Genomic DNA, 22,657 nt, shown 5'->3' on the forward strand with positions numbered 1-22,657 from the left:
CCCATCGCACCCAATGTCACCCGGACCGAGGCCGGGCATTAAATCGGGCAAGTCCACACTCCCCAACGCCGGTTTGATCAAAGCAAGGCCACAAGATGAAAACCGGAGGGCGGACTTTCGGCGACAGCTCCGCGCACAGCGCTCTAATCCGTCGAGGATCTTCGGGAACGACGGACGGCGGTGCATCGCCCGGCAATCCGACGGAGCTGGCCCTCGCGGTTCGCGGGCCCATTCAAAGCGGTCGTAGTCCCACCGACTGCACGCTTCTCCCCACGCCCGCCACCAAGGCATCTCGACCACTCTCGACGACCTTATTTTGGTGGTTACAACCCTGGCGCTGCACGCCACGAACTCCGCCGCGCGCATCGAACAGATGCGTGCCAATGGATTCATCTTCGTTGCGGCGAATTCCTTTTCCTTGTCGCGATCGTAAACCGCTTTGAGGCCGTGGCTTCGGCCTTTCTGACTCGCTCTCGTAGCTCGATGAGCTGACGGTACTCGGCTTCCAGCGGGTCGCGATAGGAGAACTGCGCGGCTGGTGCACGATAGTTCGAATTTCCATACGACGAATATCGAATCATGGAAATCGATGCCTGTTCTCAGGCAACCCCCGCTAACTGGTGGTTCGGGAACAAAAATGCCCGATCGATGCGACGATATTCCGTCTCGGCAAGTTGGCAACGAATGTCACTCGTTAAGCTTGATGCTACCGAGATGCGTTAAACCTGGAACTGCTGACCAGAAATGGATCTGCACGTGAGGCCGGCTAGCTATACGAACACGCGAGATCGAAAAGCTCCGAATACTGACGACGCCAAACCACGAACATAATACCGCAAATATCCGTTGCGAGTTGCGGCCACTTCTGTTTGAGCTGTGGAGAATAGTGAAAACCAGAAGAAATAAGAGCGCAGCTCGCATTTAATCCGACGCAGTGAGTCGGAGTCCCTGAAGTGCCGGACATTTGGTTTCCACTTCTCGCGACCGCCATCGTCGGCACACTCCTTTTCCTGGCGTTCCGACGATAGCCCGCCGTGTGGCAATGAATCCTCAGCGGCCGCTGAAATCGCGGTTCCCTACGTGATGCCTTTGACTGTGCATAAACAGGAAGGTTCACTTCCAAGACAGGAGGTGGACGTGAGTACCTGGTTGCTCATTTTTCTAGTTATTTTGAGCGTGGGCATTTTAACCGCCCACGCTATCGACGCGATGCGCTCCTGAATCGCCGGACGTCACTTGCCATTTAATTGGATTTTCGTGAAGAAGACCAAAATCGCGCACTTGTCTAATCGTAAGCGCTGCTCCGGCTCGAAATAGAGCGGCTGAGGGCTGAGTCTTCCCGCATCGGTCGTCAAGGCGAGGCAGACTGGTGAGTCGAGAAGCAAGACAAAGGAATGCATGTTGTTTTGGCACTAACGAGGCGAAGGCTGCCTTCGCGCAGCTATGCAAGTCGCAAAGCGTTCATTGTTCAGACGCCTAGCGGCCAAGTTTGCTCTCTCAAGAGAGAAGAAACCCCGTGGATCACCAGCCGGAGAGCGAGACCGACATCCGGCTGCGCCTTACGCAATCGAAGTACTGCTACCAGAAAGAGGGAGAACCACCGCATGAAAGCCGCGCAGATCGGCCGTTATTCGCAATGCTCAGCAGACGCCCTGAAACTAACCTCCTGCGAAACGATCAACCGCCCGATGGCAAAGAGCCGCGCGAGCCGATATTCGGCGCCGGAGACAGCCCCGTGTTGAGATCCACGCTCCTCCGCTTCCCCGCGCCAGCGTTTCGCGGCGCTCGCTTCCAGCTGTCGAACCGCGGGACCTTTCGAGACTAGGTAGCCAAGGCCAAGCAGAGATCTCGTCGTCATCGGCCGAAACGCGCGATCTGCCGATTTTCCTTGGCGCGGGATACTACATCCGGCTGATCCAAGCTAACGCGCGCAGATCGCGGCGGTGCCGGGGCCGTAGACGGTGCTGGCGGGCGGTGTTTTGTGTGATCGCGAGATCCAAGGCCCGGCCTTGTCTGCGGGCGGCAGTCGCCTGGAAGCCGTCCATTTTGCGAACTCGAAAACCGTGAGGCGCGAGCGGCGGGCCAGCAGCAATATCTTGCTTGCCGCTCGCAGCAACTCGACGCGTGGCGATCCACCGAGGGAAAGCATACAGCGAATGTGCGAAAGCGAACAGACCTGATGGGTCAATTTGACTAGTCTCGCGGTGGTCCCAATTGCGGGCCACGTCTTCTGGGGCAGTACCATAGAGGGGCGTGCAATGGACGCTCGTGCGCGACTGGATGGTTGGCATTTCGCTCTGCACCAACATTATGAGGCACTCGCCTCTCAAGTATCCGAACTTGAGACCCTTAGAGACCGAGTAGCCAAGGCCGAGCGCAGAATCGTCGGTGCGACACGCGAAACTAGAGCTGGGAAGGCGGTTTATGAGGGCAGCGCGGTCGGCCCGGCCAGCAACGCGATCATCTGATCAGCGTAAGGGTCCGGGCTTTCAAGACTGACTTCGCTGCTACCCGCCCCAGCCGGGGGCCGGACTGTGGACATTCGTGATTACCAACCGCAATTTGAGCAGATGTCCCTCGATGAGTTGTGGGCTCTCTACACCGACGTCGATCAGATTCTCGCCGCGAGGATCGTTGCCAAAAAGCAAGAACTCGACAGGCGGCTCGAACAGCTCCACCATACCAACGGACCTGGCGGTTCATCAGAGCTCACTAAGCGCGCATCATCGTCGGGTCGCGACCGGCTGTGACAAGGGCGCCGCGCTTGCCGCAAACCCAGCGCGCGAGCGAGGCTCCCCACCTAAGGTGATCGGGCCATCGATCAATGTCTGCCGGCGGTTGCTTCAGCTTGTGGCTGCACCTGTCGTCCTGGCAACAGACCAAGAGACCGCGGCCGCCGAGCCAGCTGATGTCCATAACCGGGAACAATGAAAATGCAACACCACAGCATCGCCGACGTCAGCTGCGTCATTCTTCAATGCCTGGATGCATATCAAGCCGCTGACGTTGAACCACTCGTGCTGAAGTGTTTCCCGGATCTCGACCGGCACACGCTTTGGCAAGCATACAACTTAGCCTTGGTGGCATACACGTCAGGCACAGGGCTCCACCACCAACGACAGCAAGCGGCAGCCGCGCAATAACCGAATTTGGAAAAACGCTCGTGCCTGCGACGTGCTAAGCACCGCAGGACCGAGCCGCATCACAGATCAACAGGTGGCGTACCAGCGATCCGGAAACGGTAGTAGAGGCCAGGTGCCTGCGTTATCATTCGCGACCGCAGGCATGACGTCGATGGTTGTCCGCCCACTCGAGGCACGCACCAGGCGCACGCCCGCGACGATGGGAGCATTGACCGGAAGGCGTCCGGCTCAGATCACGCCCACAATGATCAAAACTCCGACCTCGACCAATAGGAGCGTACCCGTTGCTGCGGAGATGAAAAACAAATCACCCAATGACAGGAACTGCATGATTCCCCTCCCAATTTGCCAAAGAAGCGGCCCCTACATCCTTTGGACGGCGTGAGCAGGGGGCAGGATGATGGGGGCCGCTTCCAAGGAGGTCCTTGACGCGTGCGTCCGGCGCCAAGCATTCGCATCCTAATCCAAATTTAAATCTCGTCCATTATTTAATTCATTTAATTTTATTTTATTACATAATATTTAGTCGCGCGGCGAGCTATCTCTCTGCTCGGCCACGCTAGTCGAGCGGAGGGCTCGGGCCTGACCTTATCGGGCGGCTGCCGCATGGGGTTGGAGGGGTTGGTATCGCACTGGGTCAAGGTCAAGAACGACAACACCCCCGATGTGCAGAGCGCCTTGAGCCTTCGAAGATCAGCGCTGTCGCCGAGCCCACGCGCTGGCTGGTTCGGTTGACTTACCGCGGCATGTCCGCTCAACCCGGAACAGCGTGAGGGAGCGTCCGTTGATCGACGTCGAAGAGCCCATCAACCGACGGAAAGCTGATTCGCGCGGAAGCGAAGGGCCCACACAACCTCATCGCGTACTCGCTTCAGCACTAGATTTTCGCGGCGCCTTCGCTGGCGTAGTTGATCCAACAATCGGCTTGGGATTTGCTCATGGTCGAGATCGGCCACGGGTTAGGGCGCACGCCAGCGCTTCCGCAAGCAGCAAGGTCGAGTAGGCCGCATTTGCGGACGTGTCTTCGCGCAAGGGGCGGGTTGGTCGTAGGTGCGCGGACAGCCCTGCCTGGTGTGCCAGCAAACCCCGTGCGATGCCCATCATCTGAAATTCGCCCAACCCAGAGCACTCGGCCGCAAAGTCGGTGACGAAATTTACCGTGCCATTGTGCCGCGCCCATCACGAGGAGCTGCATCGACACGGCAACGAGGGGGCTTGGTGGGCCAACCTGCAGATCGCGCCGTTGCCGGTCGCGCAGGAGCTGTGGGCGGCGAGCCCCCTCCACGGTCCGGCCGACACCGCGATCGGCACCGCGCCGTTTCCGGTCAACCTTGGATCGGAGGCCTCAGTCCGATGAACGGCCTCGTCCAAACGGCGCGCGAGCTGACCGCGACCGCGCTGCCGACCGAGTTTGAGGCCTTGGCGCCGCCGCCCCTGCTGCTGCCCGGCGAACACCTCGACCAATACCACGCGGTGCGGCAGGCGATCTTCGCCGACCTAGCGCCGCGCTCCGCCATCGAATGGCTGCTCGCCATCGACATTGCCGAGCTGTCCTGGGACATCCGCGCCTCCCTCTCGACCGATAGCGCACAGGCACGGGTCGGTCGTCCGCTGACACCGGTGAGCGTTGCGGGTGTTGCACGCCGACAAAACCGGCGGGCTGCATACGGATACGGGGCGGGCGTTGTCGGTGCGGGCGTTGGTGCGGCGGCGGTTGCACGGCAGCCGCGGTCGCGGCCACCCAACCCCGGAACTGGGGTGGTACCGGATACTATGGCAGGCCATACGTGGGTAGCGGCGCATTGGCGGCCAACGCCTCTTATGGCGGTCCCATCGAGACCCAACCCTTCTATCTCCAGAGGGCTTACCCCGCGGATGGCCCCTGGTATGGCCATAGCGGATGGGCCGAGTACAAGGCGCGCGGCGGCATTGTCTGCGATCTCGGCACCAGCGATCTGATTGTTTGGATGGCTGCCGTCTGATCAATATATGTGACTCCGGCCAATCGAAGCTTGCAACACATTTAGAATAACTGGCTTAAGCGGGCGCTCGGCGGTGTTTCCTAGCGGCTGGCGGAGAAGGTTCGAACCCAGTCCTCTCCCTCCGCCACCCAGCAAAAACAAGCGGTTGCTTCAGCTTGTGGCTGCACCTGTCGTCCTGGCAACAGACCAAGAGACCCCGGCCGCCGAACCAGCTGATGTCCATAACCGGGAGCAATGAAAATGCAACACCACAGCATCGCCGACGTCAGCTGCGTCATTCTTCAATGCTTGGATGCATATCAAGCCGCTGACGTTGAATCACTGGTGTTGAAGTGTTTCCCGGATCTCGACCGGCACACGCTTTGGCAAGCATACAACTTAGCCTTGGTGGCATACACGTCAGGCACCGGCCTCGAACACCAACAAAAGGAAGCGGCAACCGCGCGATAATTGAATTTGGAAATGCACGGGTCGATCCCAAAGGACATTGCGATGACCAGCGCATCGCCAGATATCGTAGTTGTGGTCGGAGGCATTGGCGGCGGTGCGCTGGTGACCGTGTGGCTCGAACCTAAGCTCCTGCTTTCTCTTGACCACCTGCTCAAGCGCAACAGCCGCTATGGCGCGCTGATCTGCCAGGCGTCCCGACAGTTCACGCTTTTCAGCGTCGCTTGCCGGCCTGCGCATCAGGGCGAATCTGCGGTCGCCCACGAGTGCGGAATGACGCTCGCGTTTCACGCGCACTAAAGGGCGCCGGGATTGGCCAACGGAGCCGCGCCGTGAACGGCCGCAGCTGTTCGAGCGGCTCGATGAGACCTTGAAGACCGGCGTCCAGCAACGGGCGTCAATTGATCCCACGCGTCAGGAATGGCCCTTAGCATTCAAACGCCGGCGCCGCCGGCTTTCCGCGACGGAGCCCGAGGCTGGACCGATCCCGCAGCGACGGAGACCTCTCGGAATCTTGAGCGCGCAGCGACGAATGTCTGTGAGCACCGCAATCCAACGTTGTTGAGAAACCAAGGGCCCGAACGGACGTGGCGTCTCAGGGTCCGCCGGCACGAATATGCGGGGGTGGAAGGTGGGGCGGGCCGAGTCAGCACTCGCCGCTTCACCGTCGACGGGCTCCGGTCGGGCAACCACTCTATTAGAGGCCCAGAATGTCCCGATTCGAATAGATGGAAGCGGCCATCCCGTGTCGCGAACTCCGCTCAGCACGCACGATCGTCAGCACGTTGTCCATCCCGAATGGACAGGCCCATTGAAACTTTATATCATATTTCAATGAACGCATACAAGCGCAATCAGGTCGAGGACGCTATTGTGGCCAGGTTTGGCGCGCATGACGCCAAATCAAAGACGGCCGTGCTGACGCGCCTGAAACGGTTATTAGACACCGACCGCGCGCTTGACGTGCGTCCCCAGTCGGACAAGGCCGAGCTAACAAACTACGCTTTTTTCAGCGGCGACGCTCCGGGAAAGGGCGGCGAGACCCAGTTTTCCGACTATCAGAGCTTTGCCCTGCTGATTGGCTTGCAGATGCTCAATCATAAATGGCCACAGAAGTTTGTCGTCGAATCGCTCCGGCGCATCAGGCCGGCGCTGGAACGCCAACATAAAAAGATAATGCGGCGCGATCCGAGCAAGTTCGATCCGGATCAAATCCGGCTTCAAGCCAAACCTGGAAATCCGGCCGGGCTGGACTCATCACTGGTCTTTTTGCTGATCTGGTCGGACCAAAGGACGGCTGAAGACCCCGCCCCAACCGTCGAGATTTTCGAGGACTCTCGCGCGGCATTCCTGCGTAGCCTCGAAAAGCCGGGCCGTTCCACCACTTGGGTCGAACTCGCGCGATCAGCTCATGCGTTGTCTGAACAGTTGTCCAAGGCGCTGCCGCGCAAGCGAGGGCGCAGCTGAATGACCGTACAGAAGGAAAAATGGGATGCGCTCACGCTTAATTGAAACCTCTGTCGATACTTCAAAAGACAATTGCGCTACTCTACGACTATGCGGCGCCGAAAGCTCCGCTCAAGCGCGCAAACGAGCATGGCTGAACTAGCCGAGCCAGAAGAACAACAAGATGCATTCACGTTAATTTGAAACCCATATACATGTTTCAAAAGTACGCGCGGCTAAACGTTCGCGCCGTGTACAAGATTAACAAAGGAGTCAACAATGACGGCAACATCGAAACACAACGAAATCTTCACGGAACTGGGACCGGTCGAGCGTCTCGCAATCAACGCAATTTCGCCGCCTGCGCGATCACTTCGCAAGCACACCGATCGCCATAAGAAACAGTATGCAAAATGCATCGAGGTATTGGGCTTGCTCAGCCCTATTATCATCGATTCTTCAGGGGTCATCGTGGCCGGCCTGATCTGGTACTTCGGCGCGCGCCAGCTCGGGTTACCTGAACTCCCCGTCATCAGGGTAACGCACCTCACTCCTGAAAAACTCGAGCTCTACCGCATTGCAGAGCAGCGGCTGAGCGAGCTCGCCCCTTGGGACGACCGGGCCGTGGCGGTAACCTTCAAAGAGCTCTCGCAGCTCGACCTTGGGTTCAGTCTGGAGGTCACAGGCTTTTCCCAAGGAGAGATTGATTTTCGGATCGAGAATCTAGAGTCTCTGCAGGTTGAGCCGTCTCCTGACCCTGCCGACCTTGTTCCTGCGCTTCTTCCAACCAAGGTTTCGGCTGTCAACGACCTTTGGCAAGCAGGTCACCATCGGATCCTGTGCGGAAGCGCGCTGCAAGCTGATTCATTCTCCGCCCTGATGGCAGGCGAGCGGGCCCGGGCCGTGATTACGGATCCGCCGTTCAACGTTCCAATCCAAGGGAACGTCTCCGGCAAGGGACGCATTTGCCACGGCGAATTTGCGATGGCGTCCGGCGAAATGTCCAATGAGGAATTCACCGGTTTTCTGAGCGGCTTTTTTCGCCGCGCGATAGAGCACCTCACCCCGGGCGCCCTACTCTATCTGTTTATGGATTGGCGTCACTCCGCTGAGATTCTTGCCGCCGCGAGGGAAGTCGGACTCGAACTCAAGAACATCTGCGCCTGGGTGAAATCGAACGCTGGTATGGGATCATTCTATCGCAGCCAGCACGAACTCGTCTTTGTCTTCAAGTACGGCAAAGCGTCCCATCGCAATAACGTAGAGTTGGGTCGACATGGTCGATTCAGAACCAACGTCTGGCAATATCCGGGGTGCAATAGCTTCGAGCGCAAAGGCGAAGAAGGCAACCTGCTTGCCTTGCATCCAACTGTAAAGCCGGTTCAGTTGCTTGCTGACGCAATTCTCGACTGCACCGAGCGCAATGACATTGTTTTGGACAACTTCCTGGGCAGCGGGTCGACGTTGCTGGCGGCCGAACGAGTCGGCCGGCGCGTTTTTGCGACGGAGCTAGACCCGCTTTACGTCGACGTCGCGATCAGGCGCTGGCAACGCCACACCGGCCAAAAGGCGGTTCACGTCCAAACCGGACGCCTGTTCGACGAAATCGCCGCAGATCCGGATCGGGAGGGGGTGGAATGACCAAGCGCAAATCCGGAAACTATCAAGTTGGCTACGGAAAACCTCCGAGAGAGCGACGCTTCAAACCCGGCCAGTCCGGCAATCCACGGGGCAGGCCGAAAAAATGTCCGACTATGCTCGAGCTTTTTGCCCACGAGTTGAAGCGGACGCGAACCATTGTCGAAGACGGCCAACGGCTGCGCATCCAGACGGACAAGATACTCGTCAAGCGAATAGTCGATCTCGCTCTCAAGGCCAATGTGTGGGCCTTGAGGACGAGCATGGCAGTGATAGAGCAGGTTCGCGAAATTGAAGGTGCAAAACTCGAACGCGATTGTCACGCCATGACAAGGGAGGAGCTAATCACGTATTACAATCGACTGCGGGAGATAAGGCCGGCAGACCACGCCCGCATCAAGAAGATCAAGGGTTCTTTTCCGTAACTTGGTCAAACTTCATGCTGTCCAGCTTAGTTCCTGTGCAACAGCAAAAGGATCTCGGTCGTCCCAACAGGAGCTAGTGCTGCCGGAGCTAACCCATACTGACCGAACGAGCCCAGTACGGCTGGGATGAGGTCGAGCGACTTAGGATGTCGACGGCAATTTCCATGCTCGTTCTGACAGCCACTCACCAACCCATCAACGATGACGGATATTCGCTCCGGACCGTACATGTCGGCCCATCGCTGCAAGGCACCCGCAATAACATGAACCGAGCGGGGCAGCGCTGTCGAGGCGCTTTGAAGCGAAACTGCAGAACGAAGCCAAGTGACCGTGCATCAAGCTCGCTCGAGGCTTAGCAGTCGAAGCGCCCGCTTTTGCTGCACCAAAGCGGCGCGCTCGTAGCGCTCAAAACCTTTAAGGTGTTTTAAGTCTACCGGAATTGGGCCGGTCAAAAGTGCGGCCAACGTGTCCTGCCGCAAGCTGCGGATGCGCAGCAGCGCGAGCTTGGAACGTGCGAGCCCCATCGCCGAAGCCGGTGTAACCTGATGCTCGAGTCCCAACGCAATCGCCGCTGCAAAGTTCTCGATCTCGGCAGGATCGCTGATAACGCTCCGCGCCAGCCCATGGCGCACCGCATTCTGGCTGGACCTTGCCTTTCCGGCCGTCGTGTTCGGGCCGGTGCTGCGCTTGGCGTTGGCGCGATTGGCTTTGATTTGTCGAATTGACGCCATCTGCGAGCTCCTTGTCCGAGCCTGGTTGCGGCACTCGGAAACATCGCTCTAACATCTTGGTTCATCAAGATTTTTCGGGCTAAAAAACAGCAACATTGCTGCAGAAAGGACTGGCATTCCCGCGCCAAAGGAGCGTTAATAATGGCAACCGGGCCTTCGCCGTTGGCCCCGGTCTCCTTCCTCGCCAGTGCGGGGCTTTTGGTGGTGCGGCGCCAAGCCGCGTTTGCCAAACCAAGGAGAGACCGGTGATCCCGATTGCAACCAACGGCGCCGAGGCGCCACATCGCATCATCAAGTTCGACCCTATTGATCGGCGCGCCTTTGTCGGCGGCTCGGACGCCCGCATCATCATGGGCCATGACCAAGACGACCTCACGCGGCTGTGGCGGGAAAAGCGCGGCGAGATGGCCCCGCAAGATCTGTCGCAAAACCTGATCGTGCAGCTCGGCAGCGTGACCGAAGACCTCAACCGCAGCTGGTACCAGCGCGCGTCGGGCGTAACAATTACGGATATTCAGAAGCGGATTCGCCATCCGGTCCACAGCTGGATGGCCGCCACGCTCGATGGCATTGTCGCAGAAACCGGCGCGGTGTTCGAGGCCAAGTTCATGCTGCCCTGGGCCTTCACCGAGGAAGCCGCGGCCGACAAGCACATGGCGCAGCTCCAGCACAACATGTGGGTGGTCGCAGCCCGTTCGGCGGTGCTGTCGATCATCACCGGCGGCGGCAAATGGGTCGAGCTCACCGTGCATGCCGATCCGCTCTACCAGCACCTGCTGCTCACGGCCGAAAAGAAGTTCTGGCGCTGCGTGCAGAGCGGCGAGCCGCCGCTGCTGTTTGGGATCGAGGCGCCGCGGCCGCGGCTGGCCGCGGTCAAGGTCGTCGACATGAGCGCCTCCAATCTATGGGCCGCATGCGCAGCGACCTATCTGCGCACCCGTGAGGCCCATGGCGAGCACGAACTGGCCAAGACCGAGCTCAAGAAGCTGCTACCCGAGGACGCCAAGGAGGCGTTCGGCCACGGTCTTCGTGCCAAGCGCTCCAAAGCCGGCGCGATCAGCTTTGATCCGGTTGAGATGGAGCGCGTCCATGCACCAGGCCAGTGAGCACATCGGGGCGATCGCGGCGGCGCTGGCCCGCGCCCAAGCCGAACTGACCAACCCGGAAAAGACCCTGACCGCGCAGATCCGCTCGCCGTTCCTGCGCGATGACGACCACACCTTTCGTTATGCCTCGCTGGCGAGCGGCCTCGACATCGTGCGCAAGACCTTGAGCCAGCAGGAGATCGCCGCCATCCAGAGCACCCGGGTCGAGGCCAGCACCGGCCACATCCACCTCACCACCCTGCTCGCCCATTCCTCCGGCGAGTGGATCTCCTCGGACTGGCCGGTCTGCGCCTCAAGGGACATTGAGGCGCCGCACCGCATGGGCGCGGCGCTCACCTACGCCCGACGCTATGCCCTGTTCGCGCTGGTCGGGATTGCCGGCGAGGATGATCTTGACGCCCCGGATGCGGCCGCTGGTCCCGCCGCACCACCTAACCCCAAGGCCTCGCCCGGCAAGGGCGCTCTCAACCGTGCCCCGGTGCTGCGGCCGGGCGAGTCCGCCGCACTCCGGGAGCAGCTATTGCGCCAGCTCGAAGCGCTGCCCGCCAGCACCGATCTGCTCAGCTGGGCCATGGCGAGCCTCCCGCTCAAGAACAGCCTGCAGGAGCCGGATGCCCGGCACGTCGAGGCAGCTTATCAGGCCAAGCTTGAGGACGCTGGCCGTGCTCAGGCCGAGCAGACGGCCGACTTGAATGGTACGCCAAGCCTGTCAGCAGCGCCTGCTGCTGACGCCGAGGCCGCGCTGCAGCCAACGCTACCCGAGGCCGGGCTCACCTATCCCAAGGAGCCGTCCCGCAAACGCAGCAAGACACACCTGTTGTTTGTTAGGGGGCAGCCCTGCCTGGTGTGCCGGCAAACCCCGTGCGACGCCCATCATCTGAAATTCGCTCAAGCCCGGGCGCTCGGCCGCAAGGTCAGCGATGAGTTCACTGTCCCCCTGTGCCGCGCGCATCACCAGGAGCTGCATCAGCACGGCAATGAACGGGCGTGGTGGGCGAACCTGCAGATCGCGCCGCTGCCGGTGGCGCAGGAGTTGTGGGCGGCAAGCCCCGTCCACAATCCCGCCAACGTCGCCGTCGGCGCGGCGTCGCTTGCGGCAAACCTGGATTCGGAGGCCGCCGGATGAACGGTCTGTTCCAAACCGCGCGCGAGCTCACCGTCACGACGCTGCCGGTCGAGTTTGAGTCCTTGGCGCCCCCGCCACTGCTGCTGCCGGGCGAACAGCTCGAACACTACCAGGCGCTCCAGCAGGCGATTTTTGCCGACCTCGCGCCGCGGTCCGCCATCGAATGGCTGCTCGCCATTGACGTCGCCGAACTGTCCTGGGATATCCAGCGCTACCGCATGTTGCGGCATAAATTGCTCGAGACCTATCGCCAAAAGGCGGTTGAGGCGGCGCTGCGGCGCATCGACATGGTCGGAATTGATCCCGAGTTCGAAGCGGAGGCCGAGACCTACACGCTACAAAATGCCCTGAGCTGGCGGTGTGATCCCGTCGCTGCGTCCGAGATAGAGGCGCGGCTGAGGACCTATGGCTTCGACCAACGCGCCATCACCACCGAAGTCTACGTGCAGGCCCGCGAGGTCCTGGTCTTGTTCGAGGGGCTGCTCAACGCAGCACAAACCAAGCGCATGCTGCTCCTTCGCGAGATCAGGAATCATCGTTTCCTCAGTGGACCGCTGCGCCGGTGACGCCGCTCGGTTTCGGCCGATCCCTGCCCGCTCGATCGGTGTGTGTGGCGTCGCAACTACGGGCATGAATTCGCGCTATGACGGCCGTTTCTACACGGCAGTCAGAACCACACGCGCTCGACAGTCGCGCGCGCCTCGAATTTGATCGATGGTGGCGCGTTGGACGACGGTTCGGTTGCTGCACTCGCCGATCGGCTCGGGGTAAGCTCGCGCCACCTTGCGCATCTGTTCGAGCGGTATGTCGGGGCCAGCCCCCAGTAGGGAGCAAAAACCAGGCGTGTACAGCGGGCAAAGCGCCTATTTGACGAGACAAATGATCGATTGGCCCAAGATCGCCTACCGGGCCGGCCTTGGCAGCGTGCGCCAGTTCAACGCCGCCTTTCGGGAGCTCTATGGACGCTCCCGTCCAGCATTCGCCACCGCCGCAAAGTATTCGCGTGAGACAGGCATCGGAGCGTTGGTCAGCTTCTGGGCCCTTAGCCGACCCGCCGTGTGAATGCGGTTGGGGACCGCCTGTGACCCTACGCGGACATTGGGCAGCGTCGTGGCCTTTCCGAAGCCCTATTGGAAGAGCTATAATCACCTCCCCACTCTAAGGGGCGCTGAGCTAAGAAGCGGTCGCGAGTTCATCAGCTTATTTTGGGGAGTGGTTGCCGCGTTGCGGCGGATGCAGGTTGCTGGTTCTCCGCGTAGCTTTGGCACGCAAACTGTGCTGATGAGGTGGTCGAATGAAGCGACGAGATTTCGTGATAGCTGTTGGGGCCATTGCCGGTCTGGGCACGATGGCTAAATCCAAAGCTCAAGTCCGAACTCGTCGTATCGGTGTGCTCACTTTGGAAGGGCCTGCGAAGCCGCTTCTCGAAGAGACCCTCAAAAAGCGGGGTTGGATGCTTGGTCAGGACCTCAAGGTTGAGTACCGGATTTACAACGGGGATACCGATCTGGCGCACCGTTATGCCCGCGAGCTAATCTCCCTAAAGCCAGATGTGCTGTATGCTGTAACCAATACCTCAATGGCGGCGTTTCAGTTGGAAGGCTCGACGATTCCGACCGTCTTTGCGATGGTTAGCGATCCGGTCGGGAGACACTACGTCGATAGCTTTCACAGACCGGGCCGCAATGTGACAGGCTTTACGCCATTTGTGCCGTCGCTGGGGGGCAAATGGGTTTCCATTCTGAAGGAGGTTGCACCGGACATCCAGCACGTTGGTCTCATATACAATCCTGAACCTGGGAATAATGCCGCTGCATTTCGCAAATCGATTGATGAGACTGCGAGCCTGACAGGGATTGTGTCGGTGGAAGCGCCCAGCGGCGACAGCTCCGGTATCGAGCGTCTAATCATTTCCCTAAAGGAGAAGCCTGATAGTGGGCTGATCTTCTTGCCTGACGCCTTTACTTGGGTTCAACGGAGGCATTTGACGGACCTGATCGGACAGTGCGCACTTCCGGCAATATATCCGCTCCGTGGCTTCCCTGAAGCAGGCGGCCTAATATCGTACGGTATCGACATGAATAAGATATATGTCGGCGCGGCCACTTACATTGACCAGATTTTGCGTGGCGCTAATCCCGCTGAACTGCCAGTTCAAGCCCCAACCGAATTTGAGCTGATCGTCAATCAAAAAGCAGCAAAGCAACTCGGCCTTCGACTGCCGCCGACGCTGCTCGCCCGCGCTGACGAGGTGATCGAATAGAGAAGCTGATTGTTGCGGTGCATGAGTCTGGTTGTGGCCCGTGGCTGACCTCAGCCCGGAGCGCGGGGATGTCCGCTTCGGGCAACTGATCCGACCAAGGCCATGCTGGCTGGAGAGGGCAGCCTTTGACCGAAGCGGACTACCTTTTAAAGGGCATTAAGTCATACTGCCAGGCATGAAGCATCGGACGCGCGGATGGCCGTCTATGTAGTGCCTCCAGACCATTGTGCGGCCGAAACGGTTTGGTTGTGTGATAACCGCGCCGTCAGGTACGATCACCCATTCGTCGTCGATGAGGACGCGGTAACGCCCACGAGTGGACTCCCAATCCGCATCGGACACTATGTATCCGTCGGCATCGGTACAGCACTTTCCAAATTCGCTCTGCAGGCTTTCGAACCATGGCTTCAGCGGAGAGTGGTCGTATCGGCCATCGTCACGTGCCAGTACGGGTGTCAGTAGCCACGCTGAGCCAAGCAACGATGCCGCAAGTTTCGCTGGAAACATCTCTTTGCCTCCGCGATATTCACCGGCCGATCCGCTGGCTTGGTGCGGCTTAGGCTGGCAACCCGGAAACTAAGTCCGTTGCAACTGCCGCTGATGAGTGACGGTAGCCAAAATCGCTCGACGCTGTGATGGGACAGTTCATCCCCATCGTCTACTGACGTGAGTCCGGCAATTCGAGCGAAGGTTCAAAAACGACAACAGTTCAACTAAAGGTCAGTGCAGCTGCTTCTTTGGCCCAGCCTGTCAGGACGGCTTGAGTCGACTCGGCCAATTGACCGCTGCTGGGCCATCGGCGAAGTAGCAGCGCACCGGTTGAGGTCCGCTCAGTGAGGCATGGTGGACCAGATTTGCTCGCGTTGAGTTCTTCGCATTTTGACCCATGCCAGACATCATGGCCCAATAGACATGCCCAAGGTCCGACCATAGGCTTTCTGCTGATACTTCGGTGCGGATGGGCTGAGCCGTCCCGCGATCTTTTCTATGGCGTCACGGAAGGCACGACAATGGCTGAACTTATCAAGGTTGGCGAAATGCAATTGCGGTTTCTGCGCACCAAGTATGATACCAGCGGGGCGCTTGATATGTTTGAGGTGGTGATCCCGCCCAACTCCCGCATGCCAGTCCCGCACCATCACCGTGACTGGGAAGAAACGATCTATGGTCTTGAGGGCGTCATCACCTGGACGGTCGCCGGCAAGCGCGTCGAGATCAAGCCCGGAGACGATCTCTTCATCCCGCGCGGTGTTGTCCACGGGTTCGTCAACGAGACGCAGGCGATTGCGAAAATGCTTTGCGTTCTCACGCCAGGCGTTCTCGGGCCGGAATTCTTCCGAGAAATGGCCATAGCCATCGGCGGCCCTGCGCCTCCTGATCCTGCCCGGATGGGCGAGATCATGAAACGTCACGGCCTGATACCTGCGCCGTCTTAATTAAGTAGGCCGGCTGCATTCGCGCTCTGCTCGCGAACCGCGTGTTATTTGTGAATGTCGCTTGTTGGCCCGAAGGCGAAGATCGCCATCGTGTCCCGCACGTCGGCCGTCGGGGCCAGAGCGGACCTCGAGAACACGCTGGCAAATTGAGGCGAATGACCCAAAGCCGATCGGTCCTGCACCGCATTTGCGATGCAGCATTTGCATCGGGTGCGACGATGTGCACCGGCTGCCACAACTAACACCTGATAACATTTAACCGGCTCACTATCTTCGAGGCCCAAATGAGGCGACGGGAGCTCATTGCGCTTTTCATGATTGCAGTAGCGATGTCGCCGTGTGCGATATACGCCCAGAAGAGCCCGCTTCCGATAGTAGGCTACCTTGGCTTCGATTCCGCCGAGAAAAGCAAGGAACTGCTCGTCGCTTTTCGCGGCGGGCTGCGCGCCAAGGGTTTTGTTGAGAATCAGAACGTCGCAATCGAGTACCGCTTCGCCGAGGGAAAGTATGATCGGTTTCCGGAGCTGATAGCTAACCTCGTCCAAGGCCGTGTTCAGGTAATTGTCGCCGCCACTGGCACCAATGGAGTCTTGGCGACAACCTCCGCAACAAAGACAATCCCCATCGTGTTTGCAATTGCCATGGACCCTGTATCCCTTGGCGTCGTTTCCAGTTTGAACAGGCCCGGAGGCAACGCCACCGGTGTGAGCATGTACACTCCACAGCTTACGGCCAAGCGACTTGAGCTCTTGGCCGAGTTGACGCCGGGAGGCGGTTCGATCGCCGTGCTGATCAATCCGACAAACCCTAACGCAAATGTGGTCGCCTCAGACGCTGAGGCTGCCGCTAAGTCGCTCGCGCGGGCGATTCACATTCTGAAGGCCAGCACAGACGAGCAAATTGCTGCTGCCTTCAAGGAGATCAGAGACCAGCAGCATGTTGCACTTCTCGTTAGCCCAGACGCATTCTACATCGCGCGGCGAGAGAGACTTGCCGCGCTGTCCGAGCAAGGTCGGATTCCTGCGATCTACGAGTGGTCTCTTTTCGTAAAATATGGGGGGCTTATGAGTTATTCACCGCGCATCACCGATGTTTCCTACCAGCTTGGCGTTTATGCAGGAAAAATTCTGAACGGCGCTGCACCCGCCGATCTACCCGTCGAGCAGCCTACTAGGTTCGAGTTGGCGATCAATCTGAGAACTGCAAAGATAATCGGCCTTACCATCCCGCCCCATCTTCTCGCGCGCGCCGACGAGGTGATTGAATAGCGGGCAAGCTACGTCCGCTCGTGGCCTATCGGCGACCTCAGAGCCCATCCGCTCTTCGGCCGATGTTGGCGGTAAACCGCACATCAGGCAGCCAGCCTCTTAATGAGTACCTGGGGCCGTTTTGAACTTTCGCTCCATCGTTCAAGCCGGTCCACAACCATGTCTAGAGGCATTGCCATCGCGCTATTTGGAATGGGCATCTTTTCGCAGCTTGATCGAGCGTTCTTCTATGGCCGCAATACCGACGCCGTGCTCAAGCTTGCGCGGTAGATTGGCCGAGGCTTTGGGCTGTAGGTTAGCCGCGCTGCGCTCAAGATCGCTCGGGGACTACTTCTTCAACAGCAGTCCCAACGTTCGCGCCATGCGCCTCACCGATCCGGCGTGGCGACCGAGATCGGCGGCTATCCTCGATGTGCCAACTCCCTGCCGGGCCAGCCTGACCAACCGTCGGACCTCCTGCTCGGCCCATTGCTTTGGCTTCGGTGTTTTCATGATGCGGCGCTCGATCCGCACCAGTTAACCAGCGAGCGTTATTACCGACACTTGGGAAATTTACGGGTGGGCTTCCTGCCTGAGGCCGGCCCTCGCCGTTGAACGGCAATTTAGGCGCCTTGGGCCGTAGCGAGCTTGTCGTTCGTCCTAACCATGATGAACAAGTAGGCCATCGCGCGCGTCGAGCAAGACACTTTCATCTGTCAAATGCGTCAACTTGCCTGTCTTTCCCGACCGCATTCGCCGCATTCTCGAAGGAATGCCGCCTCCGTCGTCGATGATCAAAGTTGGCGCGCGCCAAGCCGTGCAAAGTGGCATATACTCGCAAGCCGGTAGTATTACAGCCTAACGAAAGAATGCCCCTCGGAACAAATGCAACGCGACGTCCTACGCCAGGAGGACGTCGCGATGCAATTGTGCATCACAACCAGAGGGGAAGTTGTTATGAAGCGACGTTCATTGCTCTTGGCATTGTGTTCTTCCGCTTTCATCTCTGCACCGGCACTGGCCGATGAGGTCAAGCAGGAGGCCGAAAAATTAGCCGTCGCCTACACCGACTGCGTCGCCAAGAAAGACGCGGGCTGTGTCGCTGCGCTCTATACAAAGGACGGGGTCCAGATCAACCCGGGCGGTGTGTTTTCCGATCTCAAGACCGTATACGAAAACAACTTCAAGAACGGCACCGATCATATAGAGATCAGAGTCGGCAACATGTCGGTCATCAACAACGATCTGGTCGTTGCCAACGGCGAGACCGACATCTTCGGTAAGGACCCTAAGAGCGGCGACGCCACCAAGGTCACAGTGTTCTGGGGCGGCATCGACATACGTGAAGGCGGCGCTTTAAAAATCCGCCAGTTGACCGTCGGCATGAAGCCGCCTCCAGCTAAGGAAGCCAGCGCCGAGAAGAAGTAGGACGTCATCCTGTCGTAAGTCACCACGCGCCCATCCTCTTTGAGGGTGGGCGTTTGATCTTGCTGCACGTCGCTCCGAAAGCGAAATACGTTGCCTCGAAGCGCACACCGCTCGCGCGATATCTGCAAGTGGCCCATAGCTGCCTCTCTACGCCGGCGTCCTCACGTCCGCTTGCGGGGTGCAAACGGACCAAAGAACGATATTGCCCCGACGCCCGCGGAGAACGAATGAGAAGTTACCCGGCGACAGATCACGAACGCGGGGCGTCCGCGGCATCTTCCCGCTCATCCGCCGGTGTGTCCGGTCACCGAAACGGTGGCTCCGCACCGGATGGGCGCCGCGCTGAGCTATGCCCGCCGCTATGCGCTGTTCACGCTTGTCGGCATTGCCGGCGAGGACGACCTCGATGCGCCGGATCTGATCGCCGATCAGCCGCCGCCCACCACGCCGCTGCGGCAGGCGATCTTCGCCGACCTAGCGCCGCGCTCCGCCATCGAATGGCTGCCTATCGCCAAAACGCGATTGAAGCGGCGCTGCGTCGCGTCGATCTGGTCGGGATCGATTCCGAGTTCGAAACGGCGGCCGAGTCCTACACTCGGCAGAACGCATTGAGCTGGCGACTTGATCCCGTCGCTGCGACCGAGAGCGACGCGCGGCTTGCGACCTATGGCTTCGACCAACACGCCATCACTACCGAAGTCTACGTTCAGGCGCGCGAGGTCCTGGTCCAGTTCGAGGGGCTGCTCAACGCCGCAAGCGCATACTGCTCCTTCGCGAGATCAGGAATCAGCGTCTCCTAAATGGAATGCGCCGGCCGCGCTGAAGGATCACACCGCGGTCCAGGGCGCGACGGCTTGCGCTCAAGGATTGTTAAGTTCCGCTCCCTGGTCATGTGCGCGCGCTCAAAGGCTTACGTATTCCAGGAGCTATGCACCAGACAGCTAAGGTGGACGGACGGCGCAACCATTTCTGCACGACCAAGGCCCGGGCACCTGATCATTCTGGGGATTTCGTGCGGCCGCTCCGATGTAGGTAGAAATGAGAGTTATAGCACCAAGCCGTGACACGGAAGTGAGAGTAAGCGTCTTAGAGCCGTTAGCGCCTTAACTCGAAACCTTTGGCCTAGTTGCTGCCTTTCGTCGAGATCACCCCGATAACGACATTGTAACCGAATTGACAAGGCAAGGAACGAGGCAGAGTTCGCACGCGTTCAAGTACCGCCAACAGATCCAGCCGTGCGTCGCCGCACTATCAAAGGTCATAGACCTCTTGTGTAGTCCTCATATGTGCGCCTCAATCCGTCTCGAAGTGAAGTCGTCGCGCGCCAGCCGAGCCTTGCGAGACGGCTGACATCGAGCACCTTGCGTGGCGTCCCGTCCGGACGAGAGGTGTCGAAGGTGATCTCTCCGCAATAGCCGATGACCTCGGCCACCACACGCGCGAATTCGGCAATGGTGATATCCTCGCCGGTGCCGATATTGATCAGCTCAGCACCGGTATAAGTCTTCATCAAGTGCACGCAGGCATCCGCCATATCGTCAACATAGAGGAACTCGCGCCGTGGCGTGCCGGTGCCCCAGACCACGACGCTCTTAGCGCCTGCTATCTTGGCCTCATGGAAGCGGCGGATCAGCGCGGCGACGACGTGGCTCATCTCAGGGTGATAATTGTCGCCGGGGCCGTAGAGATTGGTCGGCATCACGCTAATGAAGTCACAGCCATATTGGCTGCGGTAGGCTTCCACCATCTTGATGCCGGCGATCTTGGCAATCGCATAGGGCTCGTTGGTCGGCTCCAGCGGGCCGGTCAGCACCGAATCTTCTTGGAGCGGCTGCGGCGCCAGCTTCGGATAGATGCAGGACGAGCCCAGAAACATCAGCTTCGCGGCGCCGTTTTGATGCGCAGCGTGGATTACATTGGCTGCGATCGCGATGTTATCGTAAATGAACTCGGCGCGCAGCGTATTGTTGGCGACGATGCCGCCGACCTTGGCGGCTGCGAGGAACACGACTTGCGGCCGCGTTTTCGCAAACCAGTCGAACACGGCAGCCTGGTTGCAGAGATCGAGCTCGCGCCGGTCCGCCGTCACCAGATTCACGTCCTCGCGCGCCAGCCGGCGCACCAGCGCGCTGCCGACCATGCCGCGATGGCCGGCGACGTAGACGCTTCCGCCCTTCAGTTCAAACGGTGCGTGTGGCACTGTCGGCGTCCCGTTTTGCTTCGGCCAGATCGCTCGCCATCATCTCCGCGACGAGCTGGCTAAAGTTCCGCTTCGGCTTCCAGCCGAGCACCTCGCGCGCCTTGCTGGCGTCGCCGACCAGGAGGTCGACCTCGGTGGGACGGAAATAGGTCGGATCGATCTTCACCACCGTCTTGCCGCTCTTGGTATCGATACCAGTCTCGTCGACGCCTGCGCCCCGCCATTCGACGCGCCGGCCGACCTGCGCGAACGACAATTCGACCATCTCCCGCACTGAGCGCGTCTCACCGGTGGCGAGCACGAAGTCGTCGGGCTTGTCGGCCTGGAGGATCAAGTGCATGCCCTCGACGTAGTCCCTGGCATGACCCCAGTCGCGCTTGGCTGAGAGATTGCCGAGATACAGCGTCTGCTCCAGACCGACCTCGATGCGGGCGACGCCGCGGGTGATCTTGCGGGTGACGAACGTCTCGCCCCGGATCGGGCTCTCATGGTTGAACAGGATGCCGTTGGCCGCGAACATGCCGTAGGCCTCGCGGTAGTTCACCGTGATCCAGTAGCCATACAGCTTTGCGACGCCGTAAGGCGAGCGCGGATAGAAGGGCGTGGTCTCCTTCTGTGGGACCTCCTGCACCAAACCATAAAGCTCGGAGGTCGAGGCCTGGTAGAACCGCGTCTCCTTCTCCATGCCGAGGATCCGGATCGCCTCGAGCAACCGCAGCACGCCGACCCCATCGGCATTGGCGGTGTATTCCGGGCTCTCGAAGCTGACGGCGACGTGGCTCTGGGCGGCGAGATTATAGATCTCGGTCGGCCGGATCTGCTGCACCAGACGGATCAGATTGGTCGAATCCGTCATGTCGCCGTAATGCATCAGGAACGGCACATTGCCGACGTGAGGATCCCGGTAGAGATGGTCGACGCGCGCGGTGTTGAAGGAGGACGAGCGCCGCTTGATGCCGTGCACGACATAGCCGAGCGACAGCAGATATTCGGCGAGATAGGCACCGTCCTGGCCGGTAACGCCGGTGATCAAGGCAATCCGATTTCTCATCCCAAGCCTTGCTCCTAAACAAACACGTCGGGCGAACAGACTGAGCCCCATTACCTTACGTGAAGAACAGCGAAAATCCGCTTCTTCTTGGCAATGTCGGCTGCCCAGGTCAACCCTCCACATCCGGGCTGGGCTCTCCAGATTTGCCACTCGGACAATCAATCAGCGCGACTGCGCCCTGATTTCCGAGCTCGCACGAAGCCGCAACATCCGCCGTGCTCGCTATGATCCAGGCTTGGCCCTACGGATTCGGAATCAGCGCATGGCCAGACCTGCGGTGCTACAGCCTGCTCGCAAACCTGCCCATCGCGGTTCGTTTATCTGACAGCCGACAGCCATCGATTATGCGCAATCACCCGCCCGTCCGGCACAATTCGTCACCACCAAGCATTTTTGATGATTGATGTCCTGTAGTTGCGCTCGGGCAGCCCGGCCATGCATTCGGCTTCCAACTTATACGAGTGGGTCTCGATTAAGAGGGCAACATCTGCCTGGTCGAGAAGATCTGCTGCGCTCTCGAGGACCTCGATCTCGGCACCATCCACATCGATTTTGATAAAGCCCCGCCCTTGCAGGGGGCGAAGCAGGTCCGCCAGAGGAACCATCCCTTCGCCCCTCCCGACAGGGCAGTTAACGATTTTCGCAGGCATCCTTCGAAAATCCGTTGAGCTGCAGGTGGTGTCGCAGCGCATCCACCTCCGCCGGATCCGGCTCGGCTGCGATCGCCTTGATTAAATTGCCCTGGCGCAGGAAGTAGCGCGTCATTTCTCCGCTACCTGCTCCAATATCGAGCAACCATTGGACATTGGCGCCCGCAGCTTGCACGAAAGCGTAGGTCTCCCTCTCTCAAAGTCCGAGCATCATCTGGGTCGGCGAATGCAGGTTGAGATCGAGCACAACATCCTTGTACAGACCGGATCCAACGCGTCGCGGGCTCCGGCCTTCGGGGACCATCAAGTTCTTGGTAAGCGAAAGCAGACGAGGCGGG

Annotated in this window: 21 protein-coding genes and 2 pseudogenes; 17 read left to right on the forward strand and 6 right to left on the reverse strand. The window is 59.5% G+C overall.

The window, feature by feature from the left end; translation table 11 throughout:
• The first annotated feature begins 2,534 nt into the window (after positions 1–2,534).
• The 7 genes and pseudogenes from AC0L30_RS16935 (at position 2,535) to AC0L30_RS16965 (ending at position 9,081) form a co-directional block, all read left to right on the forward strand.
• Positions 2,535–2,750, forward strand: coding sequence for a hypothetical protein (locus tag AC0L30_RS16935; RefSeq protein ID WP_473255665.1), 216 nt, complete (start codon positions 2,535–2,537; stop codon positions 2,748–2,750).
• 1,443 nt (positions 2,751–4,193) lie between these two features.
• Positions 4,194–4,500 (forward strand): annotated as a pseudogene (locus AC0L30_RS16940) (DUF968 domain-containing protein); the annotation flags it as partial.
• A 430-nt stretch (positions 4,501–4,930) separates the two neighbouring features.
• Complete coding sequence (locus tag AC0L30_RS16945; RefSeq protein ID WP_473404741.1) at positions 4,931–5,125, forward strand: hypothetical protein; 195 nt, start codon at positions 4,931–4,933, stop codon at positions 5,123–5,125.
• A gap of 492 nt (positions 5,126–5,617) precedes the next feature.
• Entirely contained in the window at positions 5,618–5,872 is a 255-nt protein-coding gene (locus tag AC0L30_RS16950) for a hypothetical protein (RefSeq protein ID WP_473404742.1), read from the forward strand.
• 534 nt (positions 5,873–6,406) lie between these two features.
• Entirely contained in the window at positions 6,407–7,039 is a 633-nt protein-coding gene (locus AC0L30_RS16955) for a hypothetical protein (protein WP_473404743.1), read from the forward strand.
• Positions 7,040–7,297: 258 nt separating this feature from the next.
• Positions 7,298–8,659, forward strand: coding sequence for a DNA modification methylase (locus AC0L30_RS16960; RefSeq protein ID WP_473404744.1), 1,362 nt, complete (start codon positions 7,298–7,300; stop codon positions 8,657–8,659).
• Positions 8,656–9,081 (forward strand): DUF5681 domain-containing protein, encoded by a 426-nt coding sequence (locus tag AC0L30_RS16965; RefSeq protein WP_473404745.1) that lies wholly within the window; start codon positions 8,656–8,658, stop codon positions 9,079–9,081. Before AC0L30_RS16960 ends, AC0L30_RS16965 begins: the two co-directional genes overlap by 4 nt.
• Before the next feature lie 335 nt (positions 9,082–9,416).
• Here the strand turns inward: AC0L30_RS16965 and AC0L30_RS16970 are convergent, their stop codons facing one another.
• A complete protein-coding gene (locus tag AC0L30_RS16970) occupies positions 9,417–9,812 on the reverse strand; it encodes a hypothetical protein (RefSeq protein WP_473404746.1) in 396 nt (131 codons plus the stop codon).
• Positions 9,813–10,057: 245 nt separating this feature from the next.
• Here AC0L30_RS16970 and AC0L30_RS16975 point away from each other — a divergent pair, with 245 nt between their 5' ends.
• The 5 genes from AC0L30_RS16975 (at position 10,058) to AC0L30_RS16995 (ending at position 14,307) form a co-directional block, all read left to right on the forward strand.
• The gene (locus tag AC0L30_RS16975) at positions 10,058–10,918 is read left to right on the forward strand and encodes a YqaJ viral recombinase family protein (protein ID WP_473404747.1); all 861 of its coding nucleotides are present in this window, start codon (positions 10,058–10,060) and stop codon (positions 10,916–10,918) included.
• Positions 10,902–12,044, forward strand: a complete 1,143-nt coding sequence (locus tag AC0L30_RS16980) for an ERF family protein (RefSeq protein WP_473404748.1) — start codon at positions 10,902–10,904, stop codon at positions 12,042–12,044. Before AC0L30_RS16975 ends, AC0L30_RS16980 begins: the two co-directional genes overlap by 17 nt.
• Positions 12,041–12,610: a hypothetical protein gene (locus AC0L30_RS16985; RefSeq protein ID WP_473404749.1), complete on the forward strand. Its 570-nt coding sequence runs from the start codon at positions 12,041–12,043 to the stop codon at positions 12,608–12,610. The genes AC0L30_RS16980 and AC0L30_RS16985 overlap by 4 nt, the downstream gene beginning before the upstream one ends.
• Positions 12,611–12,923: 313 nt before the next feature.
• The gene (locus AC0L30_RS16990; protein ID WP_473404750.1) at positions 12,924–13,106 is read left to right on the forward strand and encodes a hypothetical protein; all 183 of its coding nucleotides are present in this window, start codon (positions 12,924–12,926) and stop codon (positions 13,104–13,106) included.
• A gap of 232 nt (positions 13,107–13,338) precedes the next feature.
• A complete protein-coding gene (locus AC0L30_RS16995; protein ID WP_473404751.1) occupies positions 13,339–14,307 on the forward strand; it encodes an ABC transporter substrate-binding protein in 969 nt (322 codons plus the stop codon).
• A gap of 156 nt (positions 14,308–14,463) precedes the next feature.
• Here AC0L30_RS16995 and AC0L30_RS17000 read toward each other — a convergent pair whose 3' ends face one another.
• Positions 14,464–14,814, reverse strand: coding sequence for a hypothetical protein (locus AC0L30_RS17000; protein ID WP_473404752.1), 351 nt, complete (start codon positions 14,812–14,814; stop codon positions 14,464–14,466).
• Between the two features lie 503 nt (positions 14,815–15,317).
• On the opposite strand from AC0L30_RS17000, the gene AC0L30_RS17005 reads away from it, so the two are divergent.
• From AC0L30_RS17005 to AC0L30_RS17025, 5 genes and pseudogenes are all read left to right on the forward strand, one after another.
• Positions 15,318–15,743, forward strand: coding sequence for a cupin domain-containing protein (locus AC0L30_RS17005; RefSeq protein WP_473404753.1), 426 nt, complete (start codon positions 15,318–15,320; stop codon positions 15,741–15,743).
• Between the two features lie 284 nt (positions 15,744–16,027).
• The gene (locus tag AC0L30_RS17010) at positions 16,028–17,011 is read left to right on the forward strand and encodes an ABC transporter substrate-binding protein (protein WP_085349988.1); all 984 of its coding nucleotides are present in this window, start codon (positions 16,028–16,030) and stop codon (positions 17,009–17,011) included.
• A 936-nt stretch (positions 17,012–17,947) separates the two neighbouring features.
• Positions 17,948–18,418, forward strand: a complete 471-nt coding sequence (locus AC0L30_RS17015) for a Cif family virulence factor (protein WP_085359852.1) — start codon at positions 17,948–17,950, stop codon at positions 18,416–18,418.
• Positions 18,419–18,709: 291 nt separating this feature from the next.
• Positions 18,710–18,859 (forward strand): annotated as a pseudogene (locus AC0L30_RS17020) (ERF family protein); the annotation flags it as partial.
• Between the two features lie 167 nt (positions 18,860–19,026).
• Positions 19,027–19,218 (forward strand): hypothetical protein, encoded by a 192-nt coding sequence (locus AC0L30_RS17025; protein ID WP_473404754.1) that lies wholly within the window; start codon positions 19,027–19,029, stop codon positions 19,216–19,218.
• Positions 19,219–19,676: 458 nt separating this feature from the next.
• Here AC0L30_RS17025 and fcl read toward each other — a convergent pair whose 3' ends face one another.
• The 4 genes from fcl to AC0L30_RS17045 all read right to left on the reverse strand — a co-directional run bounded on the left by fcl (position 19,677) and on the right by AC0L30_RS17045 (position 22,494).
• Positions 19,677–20,618 (reverse strand): GDP-L-fucose synthase, encoded by a 942-nt coding sequence (fcl, locus tag AC0L30_RS17030; RefSeq protein WP_473404755.1) that lies wholly within the window; start codon positions 20,616–20,618, stop codon positions 19,677–19,679.
• Entirely contained in the window at positions 20,599–21,669 is a 1,071-nt protein-coding gene (gene gmd / locus AC0L30_RS17035; protein ID WP_473404756.1) for a GDP-mannose 4,6-dehydratase, read from the reverse strand. The genes fcl and gmd overlap by 20 nt, the downstream gene beginning before the upstream one ends.
• Positions 21,670–22,046: 377 nt before the next feature.
• A complete protein-coding gene (locus AC0L30_RS17040) occupies positions 22,047–22,274 on the reverse strand; it encodes an FkbM family methyltransferase (RefSeq protein WP_473404757.1) in 228 nt (75 codons plus the stop codon).
• Between the two features lie 25 nt (positions 22,275–22,299).
• Positions 22,300–22,494 (reverse strand): hypothetical protein, encoded by a 195-nt coding sequence (locus AC0L30_RS17045; RefSeq protein WP_473404758.1) that lies wholly within the window; start codon positions 22,492–22,494, stop codon positions 22,300–22,302.
• Between the last annotated feature and the right edge of the window lie 163 nt (positions 22,495–22,657).

This window comes from Bradyrhizobium sp. MI1.11 (assembly GCF_055811255.1).

Bases quoted from the DNA above. Each gene is read 5' to 3' on its own strand.
- AC0L30_RS17010 (WP_085349988.1), top strand. From the start codon at position 16,028: ATGAGGCGACGGGAGCTCATTGCGCTTTTCATGATTGCAGTAGCGATG.
- AC0L30_RS16985 (WP_473404749.1), top strand. From the start codon at position 12,041: ATGAACGGTCTGTTCCAAACCGCGCGCGAGCTCACCGTCACGACGCTG.
- AC0L30_RS16955 (WP_473404743.1), top strand. From the start codon at position 6,407: ATGAACGCATACAAGCGCAATCAGGTCGAGGACGCTATTGTGGCCAGG.
- AC0L30_RS16980 (WP_473404748.1), top strand. From the start codon at position 10,902: ATGCACCAGGCCAGTGAGCACATCGGGGCGATCGCGGCGGCGCTGGCC.
- AC0L30_RS17005 (WP_473404753.1), top strand. From the start codon at position 15,318: ATGGCTGAACTTATCAAGGTTGGCGAAATGCAATTGCGGTTTCTGCGC.
- gmd (WP_473404756.1), bottom strand. From the start codon at position 21,669: ATGAGAAATCGGATTGCCTTGATCACCGGCGTTACCGGCCAGGACGGT.
- AC0L30_RS16960 (WP_473404744.1), top strand. From the start codon at position 7,298: ATGACGGCAACATCGAAACACAACGAAATCTTCACGGAACTGGGACCG.
- AC0L30_RS16950 (WP_473404742.1), top strand. From the start codon at position 5,618: ATGACCAGCGCATCGCCAGATATCGTAGTTGTGGTCGGAGGCATTGGC.
- AC0L30_RS17040 (WP_473404757.1), bottom strand. From the start codon at position 22,274: ATGGTTCCTCTGGCGGACCTGCTTCGCCCCCTGCAAGGGCGGGGCTTT.
- AC0L30_RS17000 (WP_473404752.1), bottom strand. From the start codon at position 14,814: ATGTTTCCAGCGAAACTTGCGGCATCGTTGCTTGGCTCAGCGTGGCTA.
- AC0L30_RS16970 (WP_473404746.1), bottom strand. From the start codon at position 9,812: ATGGCGTCAATTCGACAAATCAAAGCCAATCGCGCCAACGCCAAGCGC.
- AC0L30_RS16995 (WP_473404751.1), top strand. From the start codon at position 13,339: ATGAAGCGACGAGATTTCGTGATAGCTGTTGGGGCCATTGCCGGTCTG.
- AC0L30_RS16990 (WP_473404750.1), top strand. From the start codon at position 12,924: ATGATCGATTGGCCCAAGATCGCCTACCGGGCCGGCCTTGGCAGCGTG.
- AC0L30_RS16965 (WP_473404745.1), top strand. From the start codon at position 8,656: ATGACCAAGCGCAAATCCGGAAACTATCAAGTTGGCTACGGAAAACCT.
- AC0L30_RS17015 (WP_085359852.1), top strand. From the start codon at position 17,948: ATGAAGCGACGTTCATTGCTCTTGGCATTGTGTTCTTCCGCTTTCATC.